Source organism: Conchiformibius steedae (assembly GCF_014054725.1).
Taxonomy (GTDB): Bacteria; Pseudomonadota; Gammaproteobacteria; order Burkholderiales; family Neisseriaceae; genus Conchiformibius; species Conchiformibius steedae.
This window is the reverse complement of sequence record NZ_CP059563.1, coordinates 921,929-940,590: the sequence shown is the minus strand read 5'-3', so window position 1 is coordinate 940,590 and position 18,662 is coordinate 921,929. Positions and strand designations below refer to the sequence as shown.

Below are 18,662 nucleotides of genomic sequence, written 5' to 3'. Positions count from 1 at the left end.
GTCTATGGCCGCCAAAAAACCCGTCAAAACCGTCCCAGCGAAAAAAGCCGCAGCCTTTTCGCCCAAAAAGAAAGAAAAAGGCAACCGCTACCAGTTTGAAGGGCGCAACCTGCAAACCGAATCCATTGTGCGCGGTGAAGTGGTTGCCCGCAACGAAGAAGAAGCCCGCCAAAAGCTGCAGCGCCGTCAGGTAAAGGTGCTGCAAATCACCAAAATGAAAAAAACGCGGGACAAAAAAATCACGCAGGCAGATTTAACCGTGTTTACCCGCCAGCTTTCCACCATGATGAAAGCTGGTTTGCCGCTGATGCAGGCATTTGATATTGTGGCAAAAGGGCATTCCAACGCCACCATGACGCGCATGTTGTTAAGTGTGCGTGCCGACGTGGAACAAGGTACGTCTTTGGCAAGCGCGTTTGCCAAACACCCCAAATACTTTGACAAATTCTATTGCAACTTGGTGGCGGCAGGTGAAGCGGGCGGTGTATTGGAAGCCCTGCTCGACAAACTCGCCACTTATAAAGAAAAAACCGAAGCCATCAAGAAAAAAGTAAAAAGCGCATTGACTTACCCGATTTCGGTTATCGTGGTGGCGATTGTGCTGGTGATTGTGATGATGATGTTCGTGTTGCCCGAATTTAAAAAGGTATATGACGGCTTGGGCGCAGAACTGCCCGCGCTGACTGCCTTTATGATGAATATTTCCGATATATTCGTGGCTTACGGCTGGTTGATTATTTTGGGCTTGGTGGGCTTTGTTGTCGCGCTGGTGCAAATTCACCAACGCTCGCCCGCTTTCCAGAAAAAAGTAGATGCATGGCTGCTGAAAATGCCGATTTTCGGTCAGATTGTGCAAAAAGCCACCATTGCCCGTTGGGCGCGTACCACTGCCACGCTGTTTGCAGCGGGTGTGCCATTGGTGGAAGCCTTGGATTCGGTGGCGGGTGCATCGGGCAATATTTTGTATGAAGAAGCCACACACGAAATCCGCAGCAAGGTGAATCAGGGTATTTCACTGACTTCATCTATGCAAGCAGCGCAGATTTTCCCCAATATGGTGGTACAAATGGCATCTATTGGTGAAGAATCGGGTGCTTTGGACGATATGCTGAACAAAGTGGCGGAATTTTATGAAGACGAAGTGGATAATGCTGTGGCGATGCTGTCGTCTTTGATGGAACCGATTATTATGGTGGTATTGGGTAGTATTATCGGTGTGATTTTGGTGGCAATGTATCTGCCGCTGTTTAATATCGGTAACGTATTCGGTTAAGCCAATGGAAGAAACCGTTTTCGTCACTGCCGCCGCAGCCCTGTTCGGGCTGCTGGTGGGCAGTTTTTTGAATGTGGTGATTTACCGCATTCCCGTGATGATGGAACGCGAATACGCTTTGGCTGCCAAGCAGATGTTGGAAGCGGCAGTCAAACAGGTGATTGCGTGGTTGCCCGCCGACAAAACTGCTGAAGCGCAAAAGCTGTTGGGTGTGCCGGACACGCCCGAACCTGCGTTTAATCTGATTACGCCGCGTTCGCGCTGCGGCAATTGCGGTGCGCCTGTAAAAGCATGGCAGAACATTCCTGTTATCAGTTGGTTATTGTTGCGCGGAAAATGTGCTGGCTGTCGTGCGCCCATTTCGGTGCGTTATCCGCTGGTGGAAATGCTGACGGCGGTATTGTTCGCGCTGGTGGCGTGGCGTTACGGCGGCAGCGCGGTGGCGTTGTGGGGTTGTGTGCTGACGGCGTTTGTGTTGGCATTAACTTTTATTGATGCCGATACGCAATTGTTGCCCGATATGCTGACTTTGCCGCTGCTGTGGCTGGGCTTGCTGTTTAACCTGCACACGGGCTTTGTGCCGCTGTCGCAAGCGGTGTGGGGCGCAGTAGCAGGCTACATGAGTTTGTGGCTGCTGTATCATCTGTTTAAGCTGCTGACAGGCAAAGAAGGCATGGGCTACGGCGATTTTAAAATGCTGGCAGCCATCGGCGCATGGGTGGGCGCAGGGATGTTGCCTGTGGTGGTGTTGGCGGCTTCGCTGGTGGGGATTGCAGCAGCATTGCTCAAACGGGTATCACGCGGACAACCGATGGCGTTTGGTCCGTGTTTGGCGGTGGCGGGCTGGCTGGTGTTCCTGTTTCACGCGCACACAGGCACGGCAATTGCTTGGTGGCTGCACAAATCGGGCTTTTAAATCATGACGGCATGGATTGCACTGACCGGCGGCATTGGCAGCGGAAAAAGCCAAGCCGCCATTTATTTTAAAAGCTTTGGTGTTCCCGTGATTGATGCCGATGCGGTAAACCGCCGTTTAATCAGCACCACAGACAGCCCCGCGCTAACTGCTATTGCCCGCAGCTTTGGCGGGCAGATGTTGGACGAAAACGGCTTGTTGCGGCGCGATAAAATGCGACAGTTGATTTTTACCGACCCCGCCGCCAAACTGCAGCTGGAACATATTCTGCATCCGCTGATTATCGCCCAAATCCGCACCGAACAAGCCCGCAGCCACGCCGTTTACGGGCTGGTGGAGCTGCCCACCCTTACCGAACACCCGCATTTCCGCCCCTTGGTGCAACGCGTACTGCTGATACACAGCGATGAACATGTGCGCCTTACCCGCGTGATGCAGCGCAATGGTTTGAGTGAAGCCGAAGTCCGCGCCATTATCACCGCCCAAGCCGATGATGCCAGCCGTTTTGCCTTGGCAGACGACATCATTCCCAACCACGGCAGCCCACAAGACCTAGCCGCTGCCGTTGCCCGCCAACACCAAAACTATTTACAGCGTTACGCCCCATAACCCCGTTGCCCGAAAAGGACACCGATGAAACTCTACTTTGATTATCCGCTTTCCGAACGCGTCCGCAATTTTATCCGACTGGGACAGCTCGCCCAGCGTTTTAATGAAACCCTCGAATCAGACGACAAATGGCAGCACCATATCGCCGTATGCACCCTGTTTGAATTAAGCGAATGCGCTTCCCGCGCCGACCTCAAACGCGATTTGCTGCACGAATTGGAACGCCAGCGCATGTTGCAAAACGCTGCTGCCGAACCCGACAAAGCCTATTTGGAACAGCTTAACCAAGCCATTGCAGGGTTGCAAAACACCACCAGCCGCGCCGCTTTGCGCGAAAACGAATGGCTGACCGCACTCAAGCAAAAACTCAATATCGCAGGCAGCACCACCGCCGTGGAACTGCCCAGCTATCACTATTGGCTGCACCAAAGCCCCGAACAGCACCGCGCCTATCTGCAAAAATGGTCGGCAGCCACCCTGCCCGTGCAGCAGGCGGTAGAGCTGGTGCTGGCAAACCTGTATCAAAACACGCAAACTTTGGCATGTGAAGCCAAAAAAGGCGTGTACCAGCACGGCGGACTGATTCAAACCACCCACCTGCTGCGCATCGGCGTGGAACACGAACATGAAGTCGTACCCGAAGTTTCTGCCAATAAATACTTTACCAATATCGGTTTTTTAGAAGCCAATCAGGAAAGCACCCGCAGCAAACACGCTGAAAAAGATTTTCCGTTTGAATTGATTTTGTGCAGTTTTGACGGTGCAAAAAATTAGCCCAATCAAAACAAGGCTGCGGGAACAATCCGCAGCCTTGTTTGTTAGTCAGGCAGTTTCAGCTCGTCCGCTTCAGGCGTGTCCGACACCACCGGCACTTCCACCAAACTCCGCTCAAAATCGCTCAAGCTGATGTCCAAACGCTCCAGTCCCGGCAAAATCAGGGCGCGTAAAGCACGCGGCACGCTGTCGCCTTCCAAGCCCGGTTGATACACCAAACGTTCAAACAAATCTTTCAGTTGGATTTGGTCGGCAGCGGTTTTTAACAGCCAGCCTTTGGCTTCCATGCCGATGTAGTCGTCTTCCGCCAGCTTGTTCAACACCTCTTCCAAACGCTCGCTATTGACGCGGATGCGCTTGCCAAAATCTTGTAAAGTCATGTTTTTACCTTCGTGCTGGGCGGTTTTCAACAGCAACAGCACCTGCACGGCGGTATCAAAACGCTCGCGCCCGTTGTCGGACAGCTCAACCGCGCCGCCGTTCCAATCAGACAAACACGCCGTCAGCACCGCACCCCCCAACACCATAGACCACAAAACGTGCATCCACACCAAAAACAGCGGCATGGCGGCAAACGCGCCGTACACCACATGGTAACTATTGAAATTACGCACATAAATCCCAAAACCCCATTTGGCGGTTTCCAATAGCAGCGCCGTCAGCACCGCGCCTGCCAAAGCGTGCAAATTGGGGACTTGGCGGTTGGGAACCAAGCGGTACAGCACATACAGCAGCACCACATCAAACGCCAGCCCCGCCCAAACGATATTGCCAGACGACCAAGACGGAAACCATTGCGCCATGCGCGTGGAAGCCGACAACCCCGCGCCCGCCACCACGGGCGCCAGCGTTAAAATCGCCCAATACAGCGAAAAACGCACCCACCAAGGGCGTTTGCTGCGGGCGCGCCAAATGCCGTCAAAAGCACGTTCTATGGTTTGCATCAGCAGCAAGGCGCTTACCGTCATGGCAGCCAAGCCCATCGCGGTTAATCCGCCTGCTTGGGTTTTAAACTGCGCCAAATAGTCCGATACCGCCGATGCGCCGCTGGGGACGAGTAAATCGTTTACCCAGCGTTCAAACAGCGATGAAACGTCGCCAAACACGGGGAATGCGGTAATCACCACCAGCATTACGGTAAGCAGCGGTACCAAAGCCAGCAGGGTGGTAAAAGTCAGACTGCCCGCCGCTTGAAGCACCCGCGCTTCTTTAAAACGCTTCCACAAAAATGCGGCGAAACCGAGTTTGTTGCCAACATCAGACGAAGAAATTGCAGACATGGTTGCCATCCTAAATATATTATTTTTAAATTAAATTGAAAAATCATCTACAGGCGTGTCATACAGCAGCGCATTTGCCCGCTCAGGCGACAAATCGGGCGACACACGCGCCAGCCAGTCGTAAGCATAACGGCTTAAAGGCACATCGGCGCGCAACAAAATGCGGGTATAGGCAGGTTCAAAACAGTGGCTAACATCGCGCACCGTCCATTGCGGGGATTCGGCTTCATCAGCACACGCCGCCGCGTCCAATAACGCCACGCCCAAGCCTGCACGGGCATAGGCTTTCAGCAAATCGTTGTCGCCCGACAATAAAGTTGCCCGCCACGGCAGCCGCGCCCTCGCAAACGCCCGCGCAAACGCCGCGTGCGGCAATACCGCATAATTATAGGTAAGCAGCGTACAATCCGCCAAATCGCTTAATAAAATCCGTTCTTTTTGCGCCAAACTATGGGTTTTCGGCAACAACAGCGCGTAAGCCCACGCCCCGCACATCAGCTGGCGCAAAGGCGCAGGCAGGATTTGCGGTAACTCGCTGCACACCGCCACATCCGCTTCGCCACGCAACACCATTGCCGATACTTCATCGGGCGTACCCGTTAAAATATTCAAGCGCACATCGGGATAATCCGCCGCAAATGCTGCCGCCGCTGCGGGCAACACATAACGCGCATGGCTGTAAGAAGCCGCTACGGTAAACGTCCCGCCGCCCGCAAATTCGCTGCCTATGGTTTTGATGCGCTGCACATCACGCAAAATCCGCTCGGCGGTTTCCAGCACTGCTCTGCCCGCAGGCGTTACCGCCACCATGCGCTTGCCGTTGCGGATAAAAATCTGCACGCCGATTTCTTCTTCCAACAGCTTGATTTGTTTGGACACCCCCGGTTGTGAGGTAAACAGCGCTTCCGCCGCTTCCGACACATTCAGGTTGCGGCGGAAAGTTTCCACCGCATAGCGCAATTGTTGCAGCTTCATCAAAACTCCTTTATTATCAAACTTTCCGTGCCGTACGCGCCCGCCAACCCACGGCAAAAGCGGCAATGTATCACGCCCGCCGCCAAAAGCAAAGGCGGCAACGATGTTGTTTTTACACAACCACAACAAAAAAAAAACCGTCTCAAACCACCCGATTCACTTATCCATACAACCATTTAAGCCGTTAAAACACAGGTTTCCCCCCAAGGGGGCAGCGGCTTTTTCTATTGACAGAAACCGCCTGTTTTCTTTATAGTTAACCCTGAAAATTTAGGTTTCCGCCTGCAGTTGCGGCCTACCTGAATCTCGTAAGTCGGCAGAACACGCATATCAAAGTTATATCGTGTTTTTCTGCCAATCATTTTTGATGAGGGAATAACATGACCAAACAAATCAAATTAAGCGCCATGATGCTTGCCCTGCTTGCCTCTGCCGGCGCCGCAGCCAACGGTTATACCGTCAGCGAACAGTCTGGCGAAGTTGTTCGCAACAGCTATGGCGAATGCTGGGAAAACAACTATTTGAACAAAGCCACTGAAGGCTTGGCAGAGTGTGGCGATGCAGCTGCACCTCCGGCACAAGAGCCGCCTCCCCCACCTCCGCCCCAACCCGAACCCGTAGAAAAAGTGGTTACTTTCTCGTCCAACTTCCTGTTTGGTTTCGACAAAGACACCTTGCGTCCGCAAGCTGTGGATTCCTTGAACGCCTTGGCTACTCAATTGTCTGACGCACAAGTGGTTAAAGCACGCGTGGAAGGTCATACCGACTTTATGGGTAGCGATGCCTACAACCAAGCGCTGTCTGAGCGTCGTGCCAATGTGGTTGCCAACTACTTGGTAAACCGCGGCGTACCTGCCGGCAAGATTTCTGCCGTGGGCTTGGGCGAAAGCCAAGCGCGTATGACTGCGTCTTGTCAAGCCGAAGTGGCACGTTTGGGCAAAAAAGTTTCCAAAGCGAAAAAACGCTCTGCCCTTATCGCGTGTATCGAACCCGACCGCCGCGTGGACGTTCGTATCCAATCGGTTGTTACCCAACAGCCCTAATCCCCGTATCTACCGCTGCGGGCAAATACCGCAGCGGTGGGGTGCAAAACATAACCGCTTCTGTTTTTACCAACAGAAGCGGTTTTTGCTTACCCAGCCAACACAAATTCGGCGGCGGCGCGGGCGTGTAGCGCGGCAGTATCAAACAAAGGCAGCGCGTAATCTTCAGGATACAGCAGCAAACCGATTTCCGTACAGCCCAAAATCACACCTTGTGCGCCTTCGTCTTGCAAACGGGCAATGATTTCACGGTAACGGCGGCGGCTGTCGGCACGGATATCGCCCACACACAACTCGTCAAAAATAATGCGGTGAATATCGTCTTGCGCGGCGGCATCGGGCATCACGGCTTCAATACCGCGCTGCTGTAAACCGTCCCGATAAAAACCGTCCTGCATGGTAAAGCGCGTACCCAACACCCCCACCCGCTGCAAACCTTGCGCCTGCACCGCATCAGCCGTGGCATCTAAAATATGCAAAAACGGAATCGCCACTGCACCGCTAATCTGTGCGGCAACTTTGTGCATGGTATTGGTTGCCAACACCAGCGCTTGTGCGCCTGCACGTTCCAACGTTTGCGCGGCTTCGGCAAGCAATTCGCCTGCTTTGTGCCAATCGCCGTTTTTTTGGCAATCCACAATGGTCTCAAACGGCACACTCGCCAACACAATGGGGGCGCTGTGATTTCCGCCTTTCGCCTGATTAACAATGCGGTTGATGTCGCGGTAGTAGGCAACCGTGCTTTCGGGACTCATGCCGCCGATAATGCCGATGGTATTCATGCTGTTTTCTCTATATCACAAAACGGATTTTATTCAGCAAACGTATGTTCGGCGGCGGGAAATGTACCGTTTTTCACTTCGCGCACATAGGCAGCAAAAGCATCTTGCAGCGAGCTTTGCCCGTGCATAAAGTTTTTGACGAATTTGGCGGGCTTGGGAAACACGCCCAACATATCGTGCATCACCAATACTTGTCCGTCACAATCCACACCTGCACCAATGCCGATGGTAGGGCAGGAAACCGCATCGCTTACGCGCTTGCCCAAGGCAGCAGGCACGCATTCCATCAACACCATCGCTGCACCTGCGGCATCGTGGGCGCGGGCATCTTCCAATAAGGCAGCGGCGGCGATGTCGCCCTTGCCCTGCACTTTATAACCACCGAATGCGTGTACCGACTGTGGGGTTAAACCAATGTGAGCGCACACGGGAATGCCGCGCTGTTGTAAAAATTCGGTGGTTTCTGCCATCAGTGCGCCGCCTTCCAGCTTCACCATGTGTGCGCCCGCCGCCATCAGTTTGGCAGCAGCGGCAAATGCCTGTTGCGGGCTTTGCTGATAGCTGCCAAAAGGCAAATCGGTCACAATCAACGCCCGACTGTTGCCACGGGCAACGGCAGCGGTGTGGTAACACATATCGTCCAGCGACACAGGCAAGGTGGAAGCCTGTCCCTGTACCACCATGCCCAGCGAGTCGCCCACCAGCAGCACATCTACGCCCGCTTGGTTCATCAGCGTGGCAAAAGCGGCTTCGTAACAGGTGAGCATGGTGATTTTGTCGCCTGCGAACTTCATCTGGCGAAGAGTGTTTACGGTAATCATTTCAGACTTTCGTTAAAGGGATTAGGCTGATGCAAATGGTGGGAAAAATGGTTTTTTCAATATGGTGGGGAACACGCCTTAATCGCTTTGAAAACACAGGCTGCGCCCTTGGCTGCCGTTGGTGGCTTTCAGGTCTGCCAGCATGCGTTTGAAATCCAAGCCGTATCGGGCGGATAATTGTTCGGCACGTTTTTTTAAGGTGTCCAACAGCAATACGGGCGCGGTTTGAAACGCCAGCACGGCGACATTGCCGTGGGTTTCGGCAGGCACTGCCAACACGCGCCCGTCAAAGGCGTGGCGCAAACGGGCGCAAAAATGCGGATAACGTTTGTCGCCCTGCCACCAATTGCTGACAAAAATGCCGTGTCCGCTCAAGGCGCGGCGGCAGTCGGCAAAATATTCGTCCGACACCAAGGCATCGATAATCTGTTCGCCGTCAAAACCATCGGTCAAAATCACATCGGTGCCGCCGCGCACGGTTTTGATGTAGTGTGCGCCGTCTGCTTCAATGATTTCAAAGTATTCGTTTTCGGGGGGAAGGGCAAACAGGCTGCGGGCAACGGCAATCACTTGCGGATTGATGTCCACCGCGCTTTGGCGCACATCGGGCAGATACGCCGCCAGCCAGCGGGCAAAACTGCCACCGCCCAAGCCGATTTGGGTAATGTGTCGGGGCAGCTGTTCTACAAACAACAGCCAAGCCATCATGGCACGGCTGTACGACAACACCAGCTCGGCGGGGTTGTCCACATTCATGGCACTTTGCACCGTGGGCGTGCCAAGGTGCAGGGAACGGATATTGCCGCTTTCGCTAATGCCCACTTCAGGCAAAGCGCGGCGGCGCAAATGTTTGCGGCGGTAAGGGTGAGGCATAATCATCACAAGGGCAAAACAGTTATTATAACTGATTGTTCAGATTTGCTGTATCTGCACCATCTGACACATTTTCAGGCAGTGAACGCAACTCCACCCCCGCCGCCGACACCGACACATAACCGCCACGCCCGCTGTGCCAATCGGGCAGCACACAGCGCAAACGTTCTTTTCCGTCAATCTGATGGCAGTGCAAAGCGGGACGGTGCGTGTGTCCGTGAATCAGCACGTCTGTTGCACGAAAACCCTGCCACGCCGCTGTGATGCCTTTTTCGGTGGCATCGGTACGCGTGTAGCTGTCGGGACGGCTTTGCTTGCGGCTGCTTTCGCGGCGGATGTCGCCCGCCAAACGCACACGCCACGCCACAGGCAAACGCAGCAGCAAAGCCTGCAACCACGGTTGCCGAATCACACGGCGGAAATACAGGTAAGAACGGTCGTCCGTACACAATTGGTCGCCGTGCATCAGCAGGTAACGTTTGCCGTACAACGACACGGCATAATATTCAGGCAACAGCACCATGCCCGCTTGTGCCGCAAAACGCCGTCCCAACAAAAAATCACGGTTGCCCGCCACAAAATACACAGGCGCAGTTTCCGCAAAACCCCGTAACGTCTGCGCGACTTGTTGTGCCGTGGCATCGGCAGCATCATCGCCCACCCACGCATCAAACAAATCCCCCAAAATATACAGCGCATCCACCCTACCCCGCCACGCCGCCACACTGCGGCAGAACAGTTCCGTTAAATCGGGCGTGTGTGCCGACAAATGCAAATCCGCCACAAAAACCGTTTGCGCCATCGTGTGTTTCCCATTATTTGCCGAACAATGCCGCGTACTGTTCCGCCGCAAAGCCACAATACACCTGCCCCGCGTGTACCAACACAGGACGTTTGATGATGCTGGGCTGCTGCGCCATCAACGCCACTGCCCCCGCTTCGTTTTGCGCCTGTGCCTGCTGTTCGGGCGACAGCTTGCGCCACGTCGTGCCACGGCGGTTAATCAACACCTCTGCGCCCAATTGCGCCAACCAATCGCGCAACAAAGCCTCATCAGGCAGGGATTTTTTAAAATCGCAAAACGTGTGTGCCACGCCTTGTTCCGTCAGCCACGCACGCGCTTTTTTTACCGTATCGCAATTGGGAATACCATATAAAACAGTCATTTTCTTTAGCCTTAATGCAAAAACAAGCCCGATTGTACGGAATCGGGCGTTTTTTGTCTTGTCGGATAAACATTTTGGGGCTATTCTTGCGTTTTTTGCCAAGCTGCGCCTGCCGCAGCCGTATTCGGCACGTTTTAAAGGAATTGCAATGAAAAAATTACTGCTTATCGGCGCAGCACTGGCATTGGGTGCGTGCAGCAGCCAAGACGACACCACCGAACACATGCAGCAAGCCATTAACGATGCTTCCCGCTTCAACCAAGTGTGTCTGCCCTATGCTTTAGACGTACAGCACCGCGCCGACAACGAAAGCAAAGCCCACAGCCTGCTGGGTGCGCCCGAAATTAAGCTGCTCAAACGCCAGCCCGACGGCAAACGCGCCAACCCCGAAGCCATACGCCAAATGGACAAACTGGTACACGCCGGTTTGTATGAAGAGCAAAAAGAAGAAAAAGGCGAAGCATCCGAACAAGGCGAAGCCCCGCGCTATCTGGTTTACCGCCTAACCGAGCAGGGCAAAGAAAAAATCCGCTTGGGACATCACGGCGCATTGCTGTGTGTGGGCACGGCAAAAGTAGAAAAAATCAACTACTTTACCGAACCCACCGCGCACCGCGGCTACACCGTAAGCCAAGTTTCCTATACCGCCAAAATCGTTCCCGAAAAATGGGCAAAAAGCCTGTTGAAAGACGACGACGCACTCAAAGCGTTTAACCACAGCGTAGAACGCAGCGCCACTTTGGTAAAAACCAATAACGGCTGGCGCGATATCCGCGAACTGCACTGATTGCCCTACCCGACCGCGTGTGTGCGCCGTCGGGTTTTTATCATTGATATAATTGATTAAAATCGCAACGATACCGCGTTGCCAACGCCCTGTTGTGTTACTTGTACACGGCGGGCGTTGTCTCCTTGTCTCGTTTTTATGTTTATCAACTATCAAACCAGCTTTCCCACATGAAAACCAAAACCTTAAAAACCCTTGCTGCTTCGGTATTGCGCCGTTTGGAAGCCTATTTGCCTGCGCCGCCGTCTGCGCCCGATTGGGATAAGGCAGTGGCGTTCCGCTGGCATAAAAACGGCGTGTTGCAGGCTTTACCGCAGCCGCATACTTTTGCGCTGGCACGTTTGGCGGCGGTGGATACGCAAATGGCGCGTTTGGTGGGCAATACCGAGCAGTTTTTGCACGGTCGCCCCGCCAACCATGTTTTGCTGACAGGCGCGCGCGGTACGGGAAAATCTTCTTTGGTCAAAGCCTTGTTGCACGAATATGCCGCACAGGGTTTGCGCCTGATTGAAGCCGATAAAGACAGCTTAACCAGCTTGCCCGATTTGTTAAGCCTGCTGGCAGCGCGTTCGGAAAAATTTATTGTGTTTTGTGATGATTTGTCGTTTGAAGACGGCGAAGACGGCTACAAAGCCCTGAAAACCGCTTTAGACGGCAGCCTGTCGCGCCGCAGCGACAATGTGCTGGTGTATGCCACGTCTAACCGCCGCCATTTAATGCCTGAATTTATGGACGAAAACGGCGGCTACACAGGCGCGCGCGGCGAAGTGCATCAGCGCGAAGCGGTAGAAGAAAAAATTTCTCTGTCCGACCGTTTTGGTTTGTGGTTAAGTTTTTATCCATTTGACCAAGAACAGTATTTACAAGCAGCTGCCTTGTGGTTGGACGATTTTGGTTTAGCGTTTGACGACAACGCCCGCCGCGCCGCGCTGCAATGGGCGCAAATGCGCGGCAGCCGTTCGGGGCGCACCGCTTATCAGTTTGCCTGCGATTGGGCGGGACGTTTGCCCGAACAGCGGCAGTAAATGCATTGCCATTTTATGCCTTGGAAAGCATCATAACCGTCAGCAAAAACGGTAGCAACGCCCCGCCCAAATACAGCGGCACCCAAATCAGCAGCGAATCGGTAAAACGGCGCAACAGCGCAAAATAGCCCCATGTGTATAAAAACAGCAACATACCGTTTAACACCATCAGCACCAAACCGCCGCCGCCGAACAACGCCCCCACCAGCGCATAGCCCAACGCCCATTGCCATGCTGCCGTGTTTGCCGCTTGAAAATCCTGCCATTTTGCCAACACCAACAATAAAATCAATCCAATCATTTTGTTTTCCCCGAATAAAAAAATCATTTTAAAGTATTTAAGTAAAAAGGAAAATCCATGTCCCGAAGCCACCGCGCCAATGATGAACTGCGCCGCGTATCCATCACCCCCAATTTTCTGCCCCGCGCCCACGGCAGCGCACTGATTGCCTGCGGCAACACCCGTGTTCTGTGTACTGCTACCCTAGATGAAAACGTCCCCGCGTGGCTGCGCGGACAAGGGCGCGGCTGGATTACCGCCGAATACGGCATGTTGCCCGCGTCCACCGAAACCCGTATGCGCCGCGAAGCCACAGCAGGCAAACAATCGGGCAGAACCCAAGAAATTCAACGGCTAATCGGCAGAAGTTTACGCGCCGCCGTGGATTTAACCAAATTGGGCGAACGGCAGATTTTGATTGATTGTGATGTGTTGGAAGCAGACGGCGGCACGCGCACGGCAGCGATTACAGGCGCGTTTGTCGCCCTGAAAATCGCCGTTCATAAGCTGCAACAAAGCGGTAAATTGACGGAAAATCCGTTTATCGGCAGTGTGGCGGCGGTGTCGGCAGGCGTGGTAAACGGCGTACCTGTATTGGATTTGGATTATCCCGAAGATTCGGGCTGCGACAGCGATGTCAATTTGGTGATGTTGAACGCCGAAAAAATCATTGAAATTCAAGGCACAGCAGAAGGCGCAGCCTTTGATTTTGACGAATTGAACGCTTTGTTGGCATTGGGTAAAAAAGGCATCGCCGAATTAAGCGCCTTACAAGAACAGGCATTTTTGGAGGGCATTGCATGAGCCAAGCACCCGACACCATGCGTTTGGACAAATGGCTGTGGGCGGCGCGGTTTTTTAAAACGCGCGGTTTGGCGCAACGCCATATTGAATTGGGGCGCGTGCAGGTAAACGGCGCAAAAGTGAAAACCAGCAAATACATTCATGCGGGCGATACCGTTGATTTAACGCTGAATTCGCTGCCGTATAAATTAACCGTGCTGGCATTAAACAATCAGCGCCGTCCCGCTGCCGAAGCGCGTTTACTTTACCGCGAAGACGAAGCCACCGCCGCCAAACGGGAAGCGCAAAAATTATTGGACCAAGCCAGCCGCATTACCGCCGCTTATCCTGACGGTCGTCCCACCAAGCGCGACCGCCGCCAGCTTGACCGCTTAAAACGCGATTGGTAAAGCCCTAAAAAAAACGCTTTCGCATAGGACGAAAGCGTTTGTTTTGATAAGGTTACGATTGCGGCGGCTGTATATTGATTAAACCTTTTAACACCCCGTCCAAACCACCATAGACGGAAATTTTATCAATTTTTTCCGTCACTTTTTCCAGCGTTTCCAGCTCTTTCAAGCGCAAGGCGGTGGGGTTTTCTTCCATTACCCGCGCCGTATTCAGCAGCGAACGGGTAGCGGCGGTTTCTTCACGGCGGCGGATATTGTTTGCCTGCGCCGATTTTTCCGCTTCCACCACACGGGTTAAAATGGTGCGGATTTCCCCTGGTAAGATAATGTCTTTCACACCCGCGCTGCCGATTTCAATCCCGCCCAACTGCCTGCCCTGCATCATCGCCGTCAGTTCTTCATCAATACCTTGTTTATCCGACAATAATTGGTCAATGCTTTTACTGCCCACCACCGCACGGATGGCAAACTGCAATTCGCGGTACAAATATTCGTCAGGACGGCGGTGTCCCGCCAACCAAACGGGGGCATCTTCCACACGGTAATTGCATACCGCATTGATTCGTAAGCTGACCTTATCCTCGCTCAACAATTCCTGCCCCGAAATCTCACAGCTTTGCCAACGCATGTCCACCACTTCGGCATGAACATGGCGGGCAAGCTGCCAATAATGGTAATTCCCTGTATTTAAAACAGGTTGCAACACTTGGTCTAAATACACCAAACCCTGATGCTGCGGCGGCACTTCCACCACATAAACAATATCGGCAAAATCGGTTTGCCAGAATTTCGCGGCTTTCAACTGCGCCACCGTTTCCGCATCAATTTGCAAACCGTTTTTTAAATCAATGTGTTTAAAACTTAAAACCTGTGCAGGCTGTTTCCAGAAATAGGCAGAACGCTCGGGCGCAACCCAGCCCGTTAGCACCCCGCCCACCGAATACAACACCAATTCATCGGTTTGCGCCTGAACAAAATCAAAATGTTGTGCTACCAATTCTGGCTGCTGCCGCGCCCACGCCTGAATCTGCTTGAAATCGCCAAATTCGGGCTGACGGCTGTCGGCAAACAGCACTTTCACGCTGTCGTCAGGCAGACGCAACAGGTATTCGCCCTCGCCATACACGCGCTGCAAAGCATCACGCACGGTCAGCAGCATTTTTTCATGGGTTTTCACCGTGTATTTACGCAAAGGCAAATCCAGCTGTGGCTGTTTCAGCAATGCCGCTGCCACGTTGACAGGCAATTCAAAATCGTGTTGCGACAAGACACAACGCTCAATTTGCCCCTGTTCTGGCAACCAAAACGCACGGCTTTGACCGCTGGGGACAATTTGCGGGCGTAAATAACGTTCATGCCAAACCAGCGTATCGCTGCCAATGGGGCTGTCGATAATCAGCCAATATTGCTGCGCCAACTCACGTTGAAAACGCAAAACATCGGTGATGCCCTGCCAAGTAACCACCAAATTTTCAGCGGCATCGCACAACACGGTTTCCACGCTGCCATCGGCAGGCAAATGCAACACATATTCGCCTTCCGCCAACACCCGCGCCAATTCGCCGTTTATGGTAATAATCAGTTTTTCATGCGGTTTTACACGGTATTTTTGCAGATGTCTGCTGCCCATATTAGGCTGTTGGAACAAAGCCGCTTGTGCCTCTTCGGGCAACCAAAAATCATTTTTTAAAATGCGGCAGTGTTGTAAATTGCCTTGTTCGGGTCGCCAAAAAGCGCGGCTTTCGCCCGCTGCAATTACTTGGGCAGGTAGGTATTTATGCCAAACGACCGTTACGCTGTCGTCGTCGCAATCAAAAATCTGCCAGCAGTTTTCGGCAATCGGACGTTGAAAACGCAAAGCCGCATCTACACCTGTCCAGCTGACATTTAAATCGCCCATATTATTGATATAATGGCTGAAACTTTTGCCAATATGCCACACGGTATGCTCGCCTGCTTCCAGCACACCCGATAATTTCTCGTCAATGACGATAATTGCCCGCTCATCCATGCGAACTTTGATTTTGCTGTATAACATTTTTTTCTCTCTCATTATCCATTAGGTAAGGTGCAGCCCGCGCTGCTGTTTATTTCAGCAGGCATGGCGGCAAGCAACGTGTGGGCGGCGGGGAACGGTGCAGCCCCTTACGGCAACAGGTTTTACATCCAGCCCAAACCGTTTTGCCGTGCGGGGGTGCGCCGTCCGCCAACGCTTCAACCGTGCCTGCGGCCTGCCCACCGTCCGCATCCCAGCCCGCGTACCGCCCATACAGGCACAGTACGCAAGCCATTTAGCAGAAAACAGCAGCACGGGCTGCGGGTACTACAGGGTGTTGAATACGGGAATCGAACCCGTGTCTTCAGATAAAAACTATCTGACGCCTAGCCTCTTGGCTAATTCAAATTTACATTGCCGCAAGGGCAAGGTGGAGTCGAACCACAGACTTTCGTCTTACCGTTTGTTTTGAATGAGGGATTCGAACCCCCTACACTAAGCTTGGAAGGCTTATGCTCTGCCGATTGAGCTAATTCAAATGAGTTGAATGCAGGATTTGAACCTGCTACCTTAAGATCCTCAACCTTATGCTCTACCCATGAGCTAATTCAACGAATATGCCTGTTCCCACTTTATCCCGCATACGGTACGGCACGCCGCCCGCACGGGCTTGCTTGATGAAACAAAACCGCTGGATGCCGCAAGAACCACAGCACAGCGCGATTGTAACCCAAAAGCGCAAAAAAAGCTGCCTGAAAAGAATCATTTCCTTTCAGGCAGCTTGTTTCAGTCAATTCAGATTAAGCCTTGGTTTCGCTGTCAGACGTTTTATTGTCTGCCGTTTCAACGGGCTGTTGCGGTGCAGTTGCAGCGCTAACCGTTTCCGCAGACGGCGCATGGTCGTCTTTATCGGCAACTGCTTGTTCAGGCTTGGCTTCTGCTGCTACGGGCGCAGCCGCTTCAGGTTCGCTGTTTTGACGCACATTGTCGCTGTAATCTTTGGGCGGGCTGGGCTGTTTGCCTTCCATAATCTCGCGCACTTGGTCGCGGTCAATGGTTTCCCATTCCATCAAAGCTTTACACATGGTTTCCATCTTGTCGCGGTTTTCGTCCAAGATTTTATACGCCACGGCATATTGCTCGTCCAAAATACGGCGCACTTCCGCATCCACTTCCTGCTGGGTTTTTTCGGAAATATGTTGCGAGCGGGTAACAGTCCGTCCCAAAAACACTTCGCCTTCGTTTTCTGCATACACCATCGCGCCCATTTTGTCGCTCATGCCGAAACGGGTAACCATTTCGCGGGCGATTTGGGTAGCGCGTTCAAAGTCGTTGGATGCGCCTGTGGAAATGCGTCCCACATACAAATCTTCGGCAATGCGTCCACCATACAGGATACTGATTTGGCTTAACATTTGGTCTTTGTACATGCTAATGCGGTCGCGTTCGGGCAGCTGCCAAGTCAAACCCAAGGCACGTCCACGCGGCATAATGGTGACTTTATGCACGGGGTCGGTAAACGGCAGGCTTTCCGCCACAATCGCGTGACCCGATTCGTGGTAGGCAGTGGCGCGTTTTTCGTCTTCCTGCATCACCATGCTGCGGCGCTCGGGACCCATATAGATTTTGTCTTTGGCATCTTCAAAATCGCTTTGGTCCACTTTGGCTTTGTTGCGGCGACCCGCAAACAGCGCGGCTTCATTAACCAAATTCGCCAAATCCGCACCCGAAAAACCAGGGGTACCGCGTGCCAGCGTCACCAAATCCACCGATTCGTGCAAAGGCACTTTTTTGGCGTGTACTTTCAAAATCTGCTCACGTCCGCGAATATCGGGCAGTGGCACCACCACTTGACGGTCAAAACGACCGGGGCGTTGCAAAGCAGGGTCCAACACGTCGGGGCGGTTGGTAGCGGCAATCACAATCACGGTTTCATTGCTTTCAAAACCATCCATTTCCACCAACAGCTGGTTCAAGGTTTGCTCGCGCTCGTCGTTACCGCCGCCCAAACCTGCACCGCGCTGACGACCCACTGCATCAATCTCGTCAATAAAGATAATGCAAGGTGCGTTTTTCTTTGCTTGTTCAAACATATCGCGCACACGGCTTGCGCCCACGCCAACAAACATTTCCACAAAATCACTGCCTGAAATGCTGAAAAACGGCACGCCCGCTTCGCCTGCAATGGCTTTTGCCAACAGGGTTTTACCCGTACCAGGACTGCCTGCCAGCAAAATACCGCGCGGCACACGCCCGCCCAAAGTCTGATAACGTCCTGGTTCTTTCAGGTAGTCCACAATTTCCTGAACTTCCTCTTTGGCTTCATCGCAACCCGCCACATCAGAAAATTTCACCGTGTTGGCGTCTTTATCCAACAAACGGGCGCGGCTTTTACCGAACGAGAACGCGCCGCCTTTGCCGCCGCCCGTCTGCATACGCATAAAATAAATCCACACGCCAATCAGCAGCAATACAGGCAACAGGCTCAAAAACAAGCTGCTTAAAAAGCCCTGTTTTTCTTCAGGCGTTACCTTAATACGAACCTTGTTTTCTTCCAAAGTTTGTACCAATTTATCATCCATCGGCGCATTGGTACTGAATTTACTTTTGATGGAATCATTGCGCTCGCCCTTGATGATGTAGCCTACAGGCGAGCCTTCCAAATTAACATTATTCACTTCGCCAGCACGCACTTGCTGCAAAAATTGAGAGTACTCAATTTGTTGCGCATCGGCTTTTTTGTCCTGCATGGCGTTGACGCCAGCGAAAATCGCCAGCAAAATCGCACCCCATAACAAAAGATTCTTGGTGTTGTTCCCCACGTGAACACGCTCCTTGCAAAATTCAAAACTTGAAACAGATTGTAAAT

At 52.9% G+C, this 18,662-nt stretch carries 19 protein-coding genes and 2 tRNA genes; 9 read left to right on the top strand and 12 right to left on the bottom strand.

Going from position 1 to position 18,662, the window contains the following annotated elements; translation table 11 throughout:
* Nucleotides 1-4 precede the first annotated feature (4 nt).
* The 4 genes from H3L98_RS05215 to zapD are packed head-to-tail and all read left to right on the top strand — an operon-like array spanning nt 5 to nt 3,572.
* Entirely contained in the window at nt 5-1,273 is a 1,269-nt protein-coding gene (locus H3L98_RS05215) for a type II secretion system F family protein (protein ID WP_027021066.1), read from the top strand.
* A 4-nt stretch (nt 1,274-1,277) separates the two neighbouring features.
* Entirely contained in the window at nt 1,278-2,189 is a 912-nt protein-coding gene (locus H3L98_RS05210; protein WP_027021065.1) for a prepilin peptidase, read from the top strand.
* A gap of 3 nt (nt 2,190-2,192) precedes the next feature.
* A complete protein-coding gene (gene coaE, locus H3L98_RS05205) occupies nt 2,193-2,798 on the top strand; it encodes a dephospho-CoA kinase (RefSeq protein WP_027021064.1) in 606 nt (201 codons plus the stop codon).
* A 24-nt stretch (nt 2,799-2,822) separates the two neighbouring features.
* Nucleotides 2,823-3,572: a cell division protein ZapD gene (zapD, locus tag H3L98_RS05200; RefSeq protein ID WP_027021063.1), complete on the top strand. Its 750-nt coding sequence runs from the start codon at nt 2,823-2,825 to the stop codon at nt 3,570-3,572.
* A 44-nt stretch (nt 3,573-3,616) separates the two neighbouring features.
* On the opposite strand, the gene H3L98_RS05195 is transcribed toward zapD, so the two are convergent.
* The gene (locus H3L98_RS05195; protein ID WP_169733441.1) at nt 3,617-4,852 is read right to left on the bottom strand and encodes a YihY family inner membrane protein; all 1,236 of its coding nucleotides are present in this window, start codon (nt 4,850-4,852) and stop codon (nt 3,617-3,619) included.
* A 30-nt stretch (nt 4,853-4,882) separates the two neighbouring features.
* Nucleotides 4,883-5,827, bottom strand: a complete 945-nt coding sequence (locus tag H3L98_RS05190; RefSeq protein WP_027021062.1) for a LysR substrate-binding domain-containing protein — start codon at nt 5,825-5,827, stop codon at nt 4,883-4,885.
* Between the two features lie 380 nt (nt 5,828-6,207).
* Between H3L98_RS05190 and H3L98_RS05185 the strand changes: the two genes are divergently transcribed.
* Entirely contained in the window at nt 6,208-6,870 is a 663-nt protein-coding gene (locus H3L98_RS05185; RefSeq protein ID WP_027021061.1) for an OmpA family protein, read from the top strand.
* 89 nt (nt 6,871-6,959) lie between these two features.
* On the opposite strand, the gene H3L98_RS05180 is transcribed toward H3L98_RS05185, so the two are convergent.
* The 5 genes from H3L98_RS05180 to H3L98_RS05160 all read right to left on the bottom strand — a co-directional run bounded on the left by H3L98_RS05180 (nt 6,960) and on the right by H3L98_RS05160 (nt 10,512).
* Entirely contained in the window at nt 6,960-7,652 is a 693-nt protein-coding gene (locus H3L98_RS05180) for an aspartate/glutamate racemase family protein (protein WP_027021060.1), read from the bottom strand.
* Between the two features lie 29 nt (nt 7,653-7,681).
* On the bottom strand, nt 7,682-8,473 hold the full coding sequence (gene panB / locus H3L98_RS05175) for a 3-methyl-2-oxobutanoate hydroxymethyltransferase (RefSeq protein ID WP_027021059.1): 792 nt from the start codon (nt 8,471-8,473) through the stop codon (nt 7,682-7,684).
* Between the two features lie 78 nt (nt 8,474-8,551).
* Nucleotides 8,552-9,346, bottom strand: coding sequence for a polyamine aminopropyltransferase (locus H3L98_RS05170; RefSeq protein WP_027021058.1), 795 nt, complete (start codon nt 9,344-9,346; stop codon nt 8,552-8,554).
* A 25-nt stretch (nt 9,347-9,371) separates the two neighbouring features.
* A complete protein-coding gene (locus H3L98_RS05165; RefSeq protein ID WP_034332955.1) occupies nt 9,372-10,148 on the bottom strand; it encodes a UDP-2,3-diacylglucosamine diphosphatase in 777 nt (258 codons plus the stop codon).
* Nucleotides 10,149-10,161: 13 nt separating this feature from the next.
* Nucleotides 10,162-10,512 carry an arsenate reductase gene (locus H3L98_RS05160; protein WP_027021057.1) on the bottom strand — a complete coding sequence of 117 codons (351 nt, stop codon included), beginning with the start codon at nt 10,510-10,512 and terminating at the stop codon, nt 10,162-10,164.
* Nucleotides 10,513-10,660: 148 nt separating this feature from the next.
* Between H3L98_RS05160 and H3L98_RS05155 the strand changes: the two genes are divergently transcribed.
* Nucleotides 10,661-11,299, top strand: coding sequence for a hypothetical protein (locus H3L98_RS05155; RefSeq protein WP_027021056.1), 639 nt, complete (start codon nt 10,661-10,663; stop codon nt 11,297-11,299).
* A 170-nt stretch (nt 11,300-11,469) separates the two neighbouring features.
* Nucleotides 11,470-12,324, top strand: a complete 855-nt coding sequence (locus H3L98_RS05150; protein ID WP_027021055.1) for an ATP-binding protein — start codon at nt 11,470-11,472, stop codon at nt 12,322-12,324.
* Between the two features lie 13 nt (nt 12,325-12,337).
* Here H3L98_RS05150 and H3L98_RS05145 read toward each other — a convergent pair whose 3' ends face one another.
* Entirely contained in the window at nt 12,338-12,652 is a 315-nt protein-coding gene (locus H3L98_RS05145; RefSeq protein ID WP_051531930.1) for a hypothetical protein, read from the bottom strand.
* A 30-nt stretch (nt 12,653-12,682) separates the two neighbouring features.
* Between H3L98_RS05145 and rph the strand changes: the two genes are divergently transcribed.
* Both rph and H3L98_RS05135 read left to right on the top strand, forming a co-directional pair.
* Nucleotides 12,683-13,408 carry a ribonuclease PH gene (gene rph, locus H3L98_RS05140; protein ID WP_027021053.1) on the top strand — a complete coding sequence of 242 codons (726 nt, stop codon included), beginning with the start codon at nt 12,683-12,685 and terminating at the stop codon, nt 13,406-13,408.
* Nucleotides 13,405-13,797, top strand: coding sequence for an RNA-binding S4 domain-containing protein (locus tag H3L98_RS05135; protein ID WP_027021052.1), 393 nt, complete (start codon nt 13,405-13,407; stop codon nt 13,795-13,797). The genes rph and H3L98_RS05135 overlap by 4 nt, the downstream gene beginning before the upstream one ends.
* Nucleotides 13,798-13,849: 52 nt before the next feature.
* Here the strand turns inward: H3L98_RS05135 and H3L98_RS05130 are convergent, their stop codons facing one another.
* From H3L98_RS05130 to ftsH, 4 genes are all read right to left on the bottom strand, one after another.
* Nucleotides 13,850-15,835, bottom strand: coding sequence for a slipin family protein (locus tag H3L98_RS05130; RefSeq protein ID WP_051531929.1), 1,986 nt, complete (start codon nt 15,833-15,835; stop codon nt 13,850-13,852).
* Between the two features lie 424 nt (nt 15,836-16,259).
* Nucleotides 16,260-16,332: transfer RNA gene (locus H3L98_RS05125), tRNA-Gly, on the bottom strand.
* Between the two features lie 2 nt (nt 16,333-16,334).
* Nucleotides 16,335-16,406, bottom strand: a tRNA-Leu gene (locus H3L98_RS05120).
* A gap of 187 nt (nt 16,407-16,593) precedes the next feature.
* The gene (gene ftsH / locus H3L98_RS05115) at nt 16,594-18,615 is read right to left on the bottom strand and encodes an ATP-dependent zinc metalloprotease FtsH (protein ID WP_034332952.1); all 2,022 of its coding nucleotides are present in this window, start codon (nt 18,613-18,615) and stop codon (nt 16,594-16,596) included.
* Nucleotides 18,616-18,662: the final 47 nt, after the last annotated feature.

Excerpts from the sequence above, each read along its gene's own strand:
- H3L98_RS05215 (WP_027021066.1), top strand. The coding sequence starts at position 5 with ATGGCCGCCAAAAAACCCGTCAAAACCGTCCCAGCGAAAAAAGCCGCA.
- H3L98_RS05210 (WP_027021065.1), top strand. The coding sequence starts at position 1,278 with ATGGAAGAAACCGTTTTCGTCACTGCCGCCGCAGCCCTGTTCGGGCTG.
- coaE (WP_027021064.1), top strand. The coding sequence starts at position 2,193 with ATGACGGCATGGATTGCACTGACCGGCGGCATTGGCAGCGGAAAAAGC.
- zapD (WP_027021063.1), top strand. The coding sequence starts at position 2,823 with ATGAAACTCTACTTTGATTATCCGCTTTCCGAACGCGTCCGCAATTTT.
- H3L98_RS05195 (WP_169733441.1), bottom strand. The coding sequence starts at position 4,852 with ATGTCTGCAATTTCTTCGTCTGATGTTGGCAACAAACTCGGTTTCGCC.
- H3L98_RS05190 (WP_027021062.1), bottom strand. The coding sequence starts at position 5,827 with ATGAAGCTGCAACAATTGCGCTATGCGGTGGAAACTTTCCGCCGCAAC.
- H3L98_RS05185 (WP_027021061.1), top strand. The coding sequence starts at position 6,208 with ATGACCAAACAAATCAAATTAAGCGCCATGATGCTTGCCCTGCTTGCC.
- H3L98_RS05180 (WP_027021060.1), bottom strand. The coding sequence starts at position 7,652 with ATGAATACCATCGGCATTATCGGCGGCATGAGTCCCGAAAGCACGGTT.
- panB (WP_027021059.1), bottom strand. The coding sequence starts at position 8,473 with ATGATTACCGTAAACACTCTTCGCCAGATGAAGTTCGCAGGCGACAAA.
- H3L98_RS05170 (WP_027021058.1), bottom strand. The coding sequence starts at position 9,346 with ATGCCTCACCCTTACCGCCGCAAACATTTGCGCCGCCGCGCTTTGCCT.
- H3L98_RS05165 (WP_034332955.1), bottom strand. The coding sequence starts at position 10,148 with ATGGCGCAAACGGTTTTTGTGGCGGATTTGCATTTGTCGGCACACACG.
- H3L98_RS05160 (WP_027021057.1), bottom strand. The coding sequence starts at position 10,512 with ATGACTGTTTTATATGGTATTCCCAATTGCGATACGGTAAAAAAAGCG.
- H3L98_RS05155 (WP_027021056.1), top strand. The coding sequence starts at position 10,661 with ATGAAAAAATTACTGCTTATCGGCGCAGCACTGGCATTGGGTGCGTGC.
- H3L98_RS05150 (WP_027021055.1), top strand. The coding sequence starts at position 11,470 with ATGAAAACCAAAACCTTAAAAACCCTTGCTGCTTCGGTATTGCGCCGT.
- H3L98_RS05145 (WP_051531930.1), bottom strand. The coding sequence starts at position 12,652 with ATGATTTTTTTATTCGGGGAAAACAAAATGATTGGATTGATTTTATTG.
- rph (WP_027021053.1), top strand. The coding sequence starts at position 12,683 with ATGTCCCGAAGCCACCGCGCCAATGATGAACTGCGCCGCGTATCCATC.
- H3L98_RS05135 (WP_027021052.1), top strand. The coding sequence starts at position 13,405 with ATGAGCCAAGCACCCGACACCATGCGTTTGGACAAATGGCTGTGGGCG.
- H3L98_RS05130 (WP_051531929.1), bottom strand. The coding sequence starts at position 15,835 with ATGTTATACAGCAAAATCAAAGTTCGCATGGATGAGCGGGCAATTATC.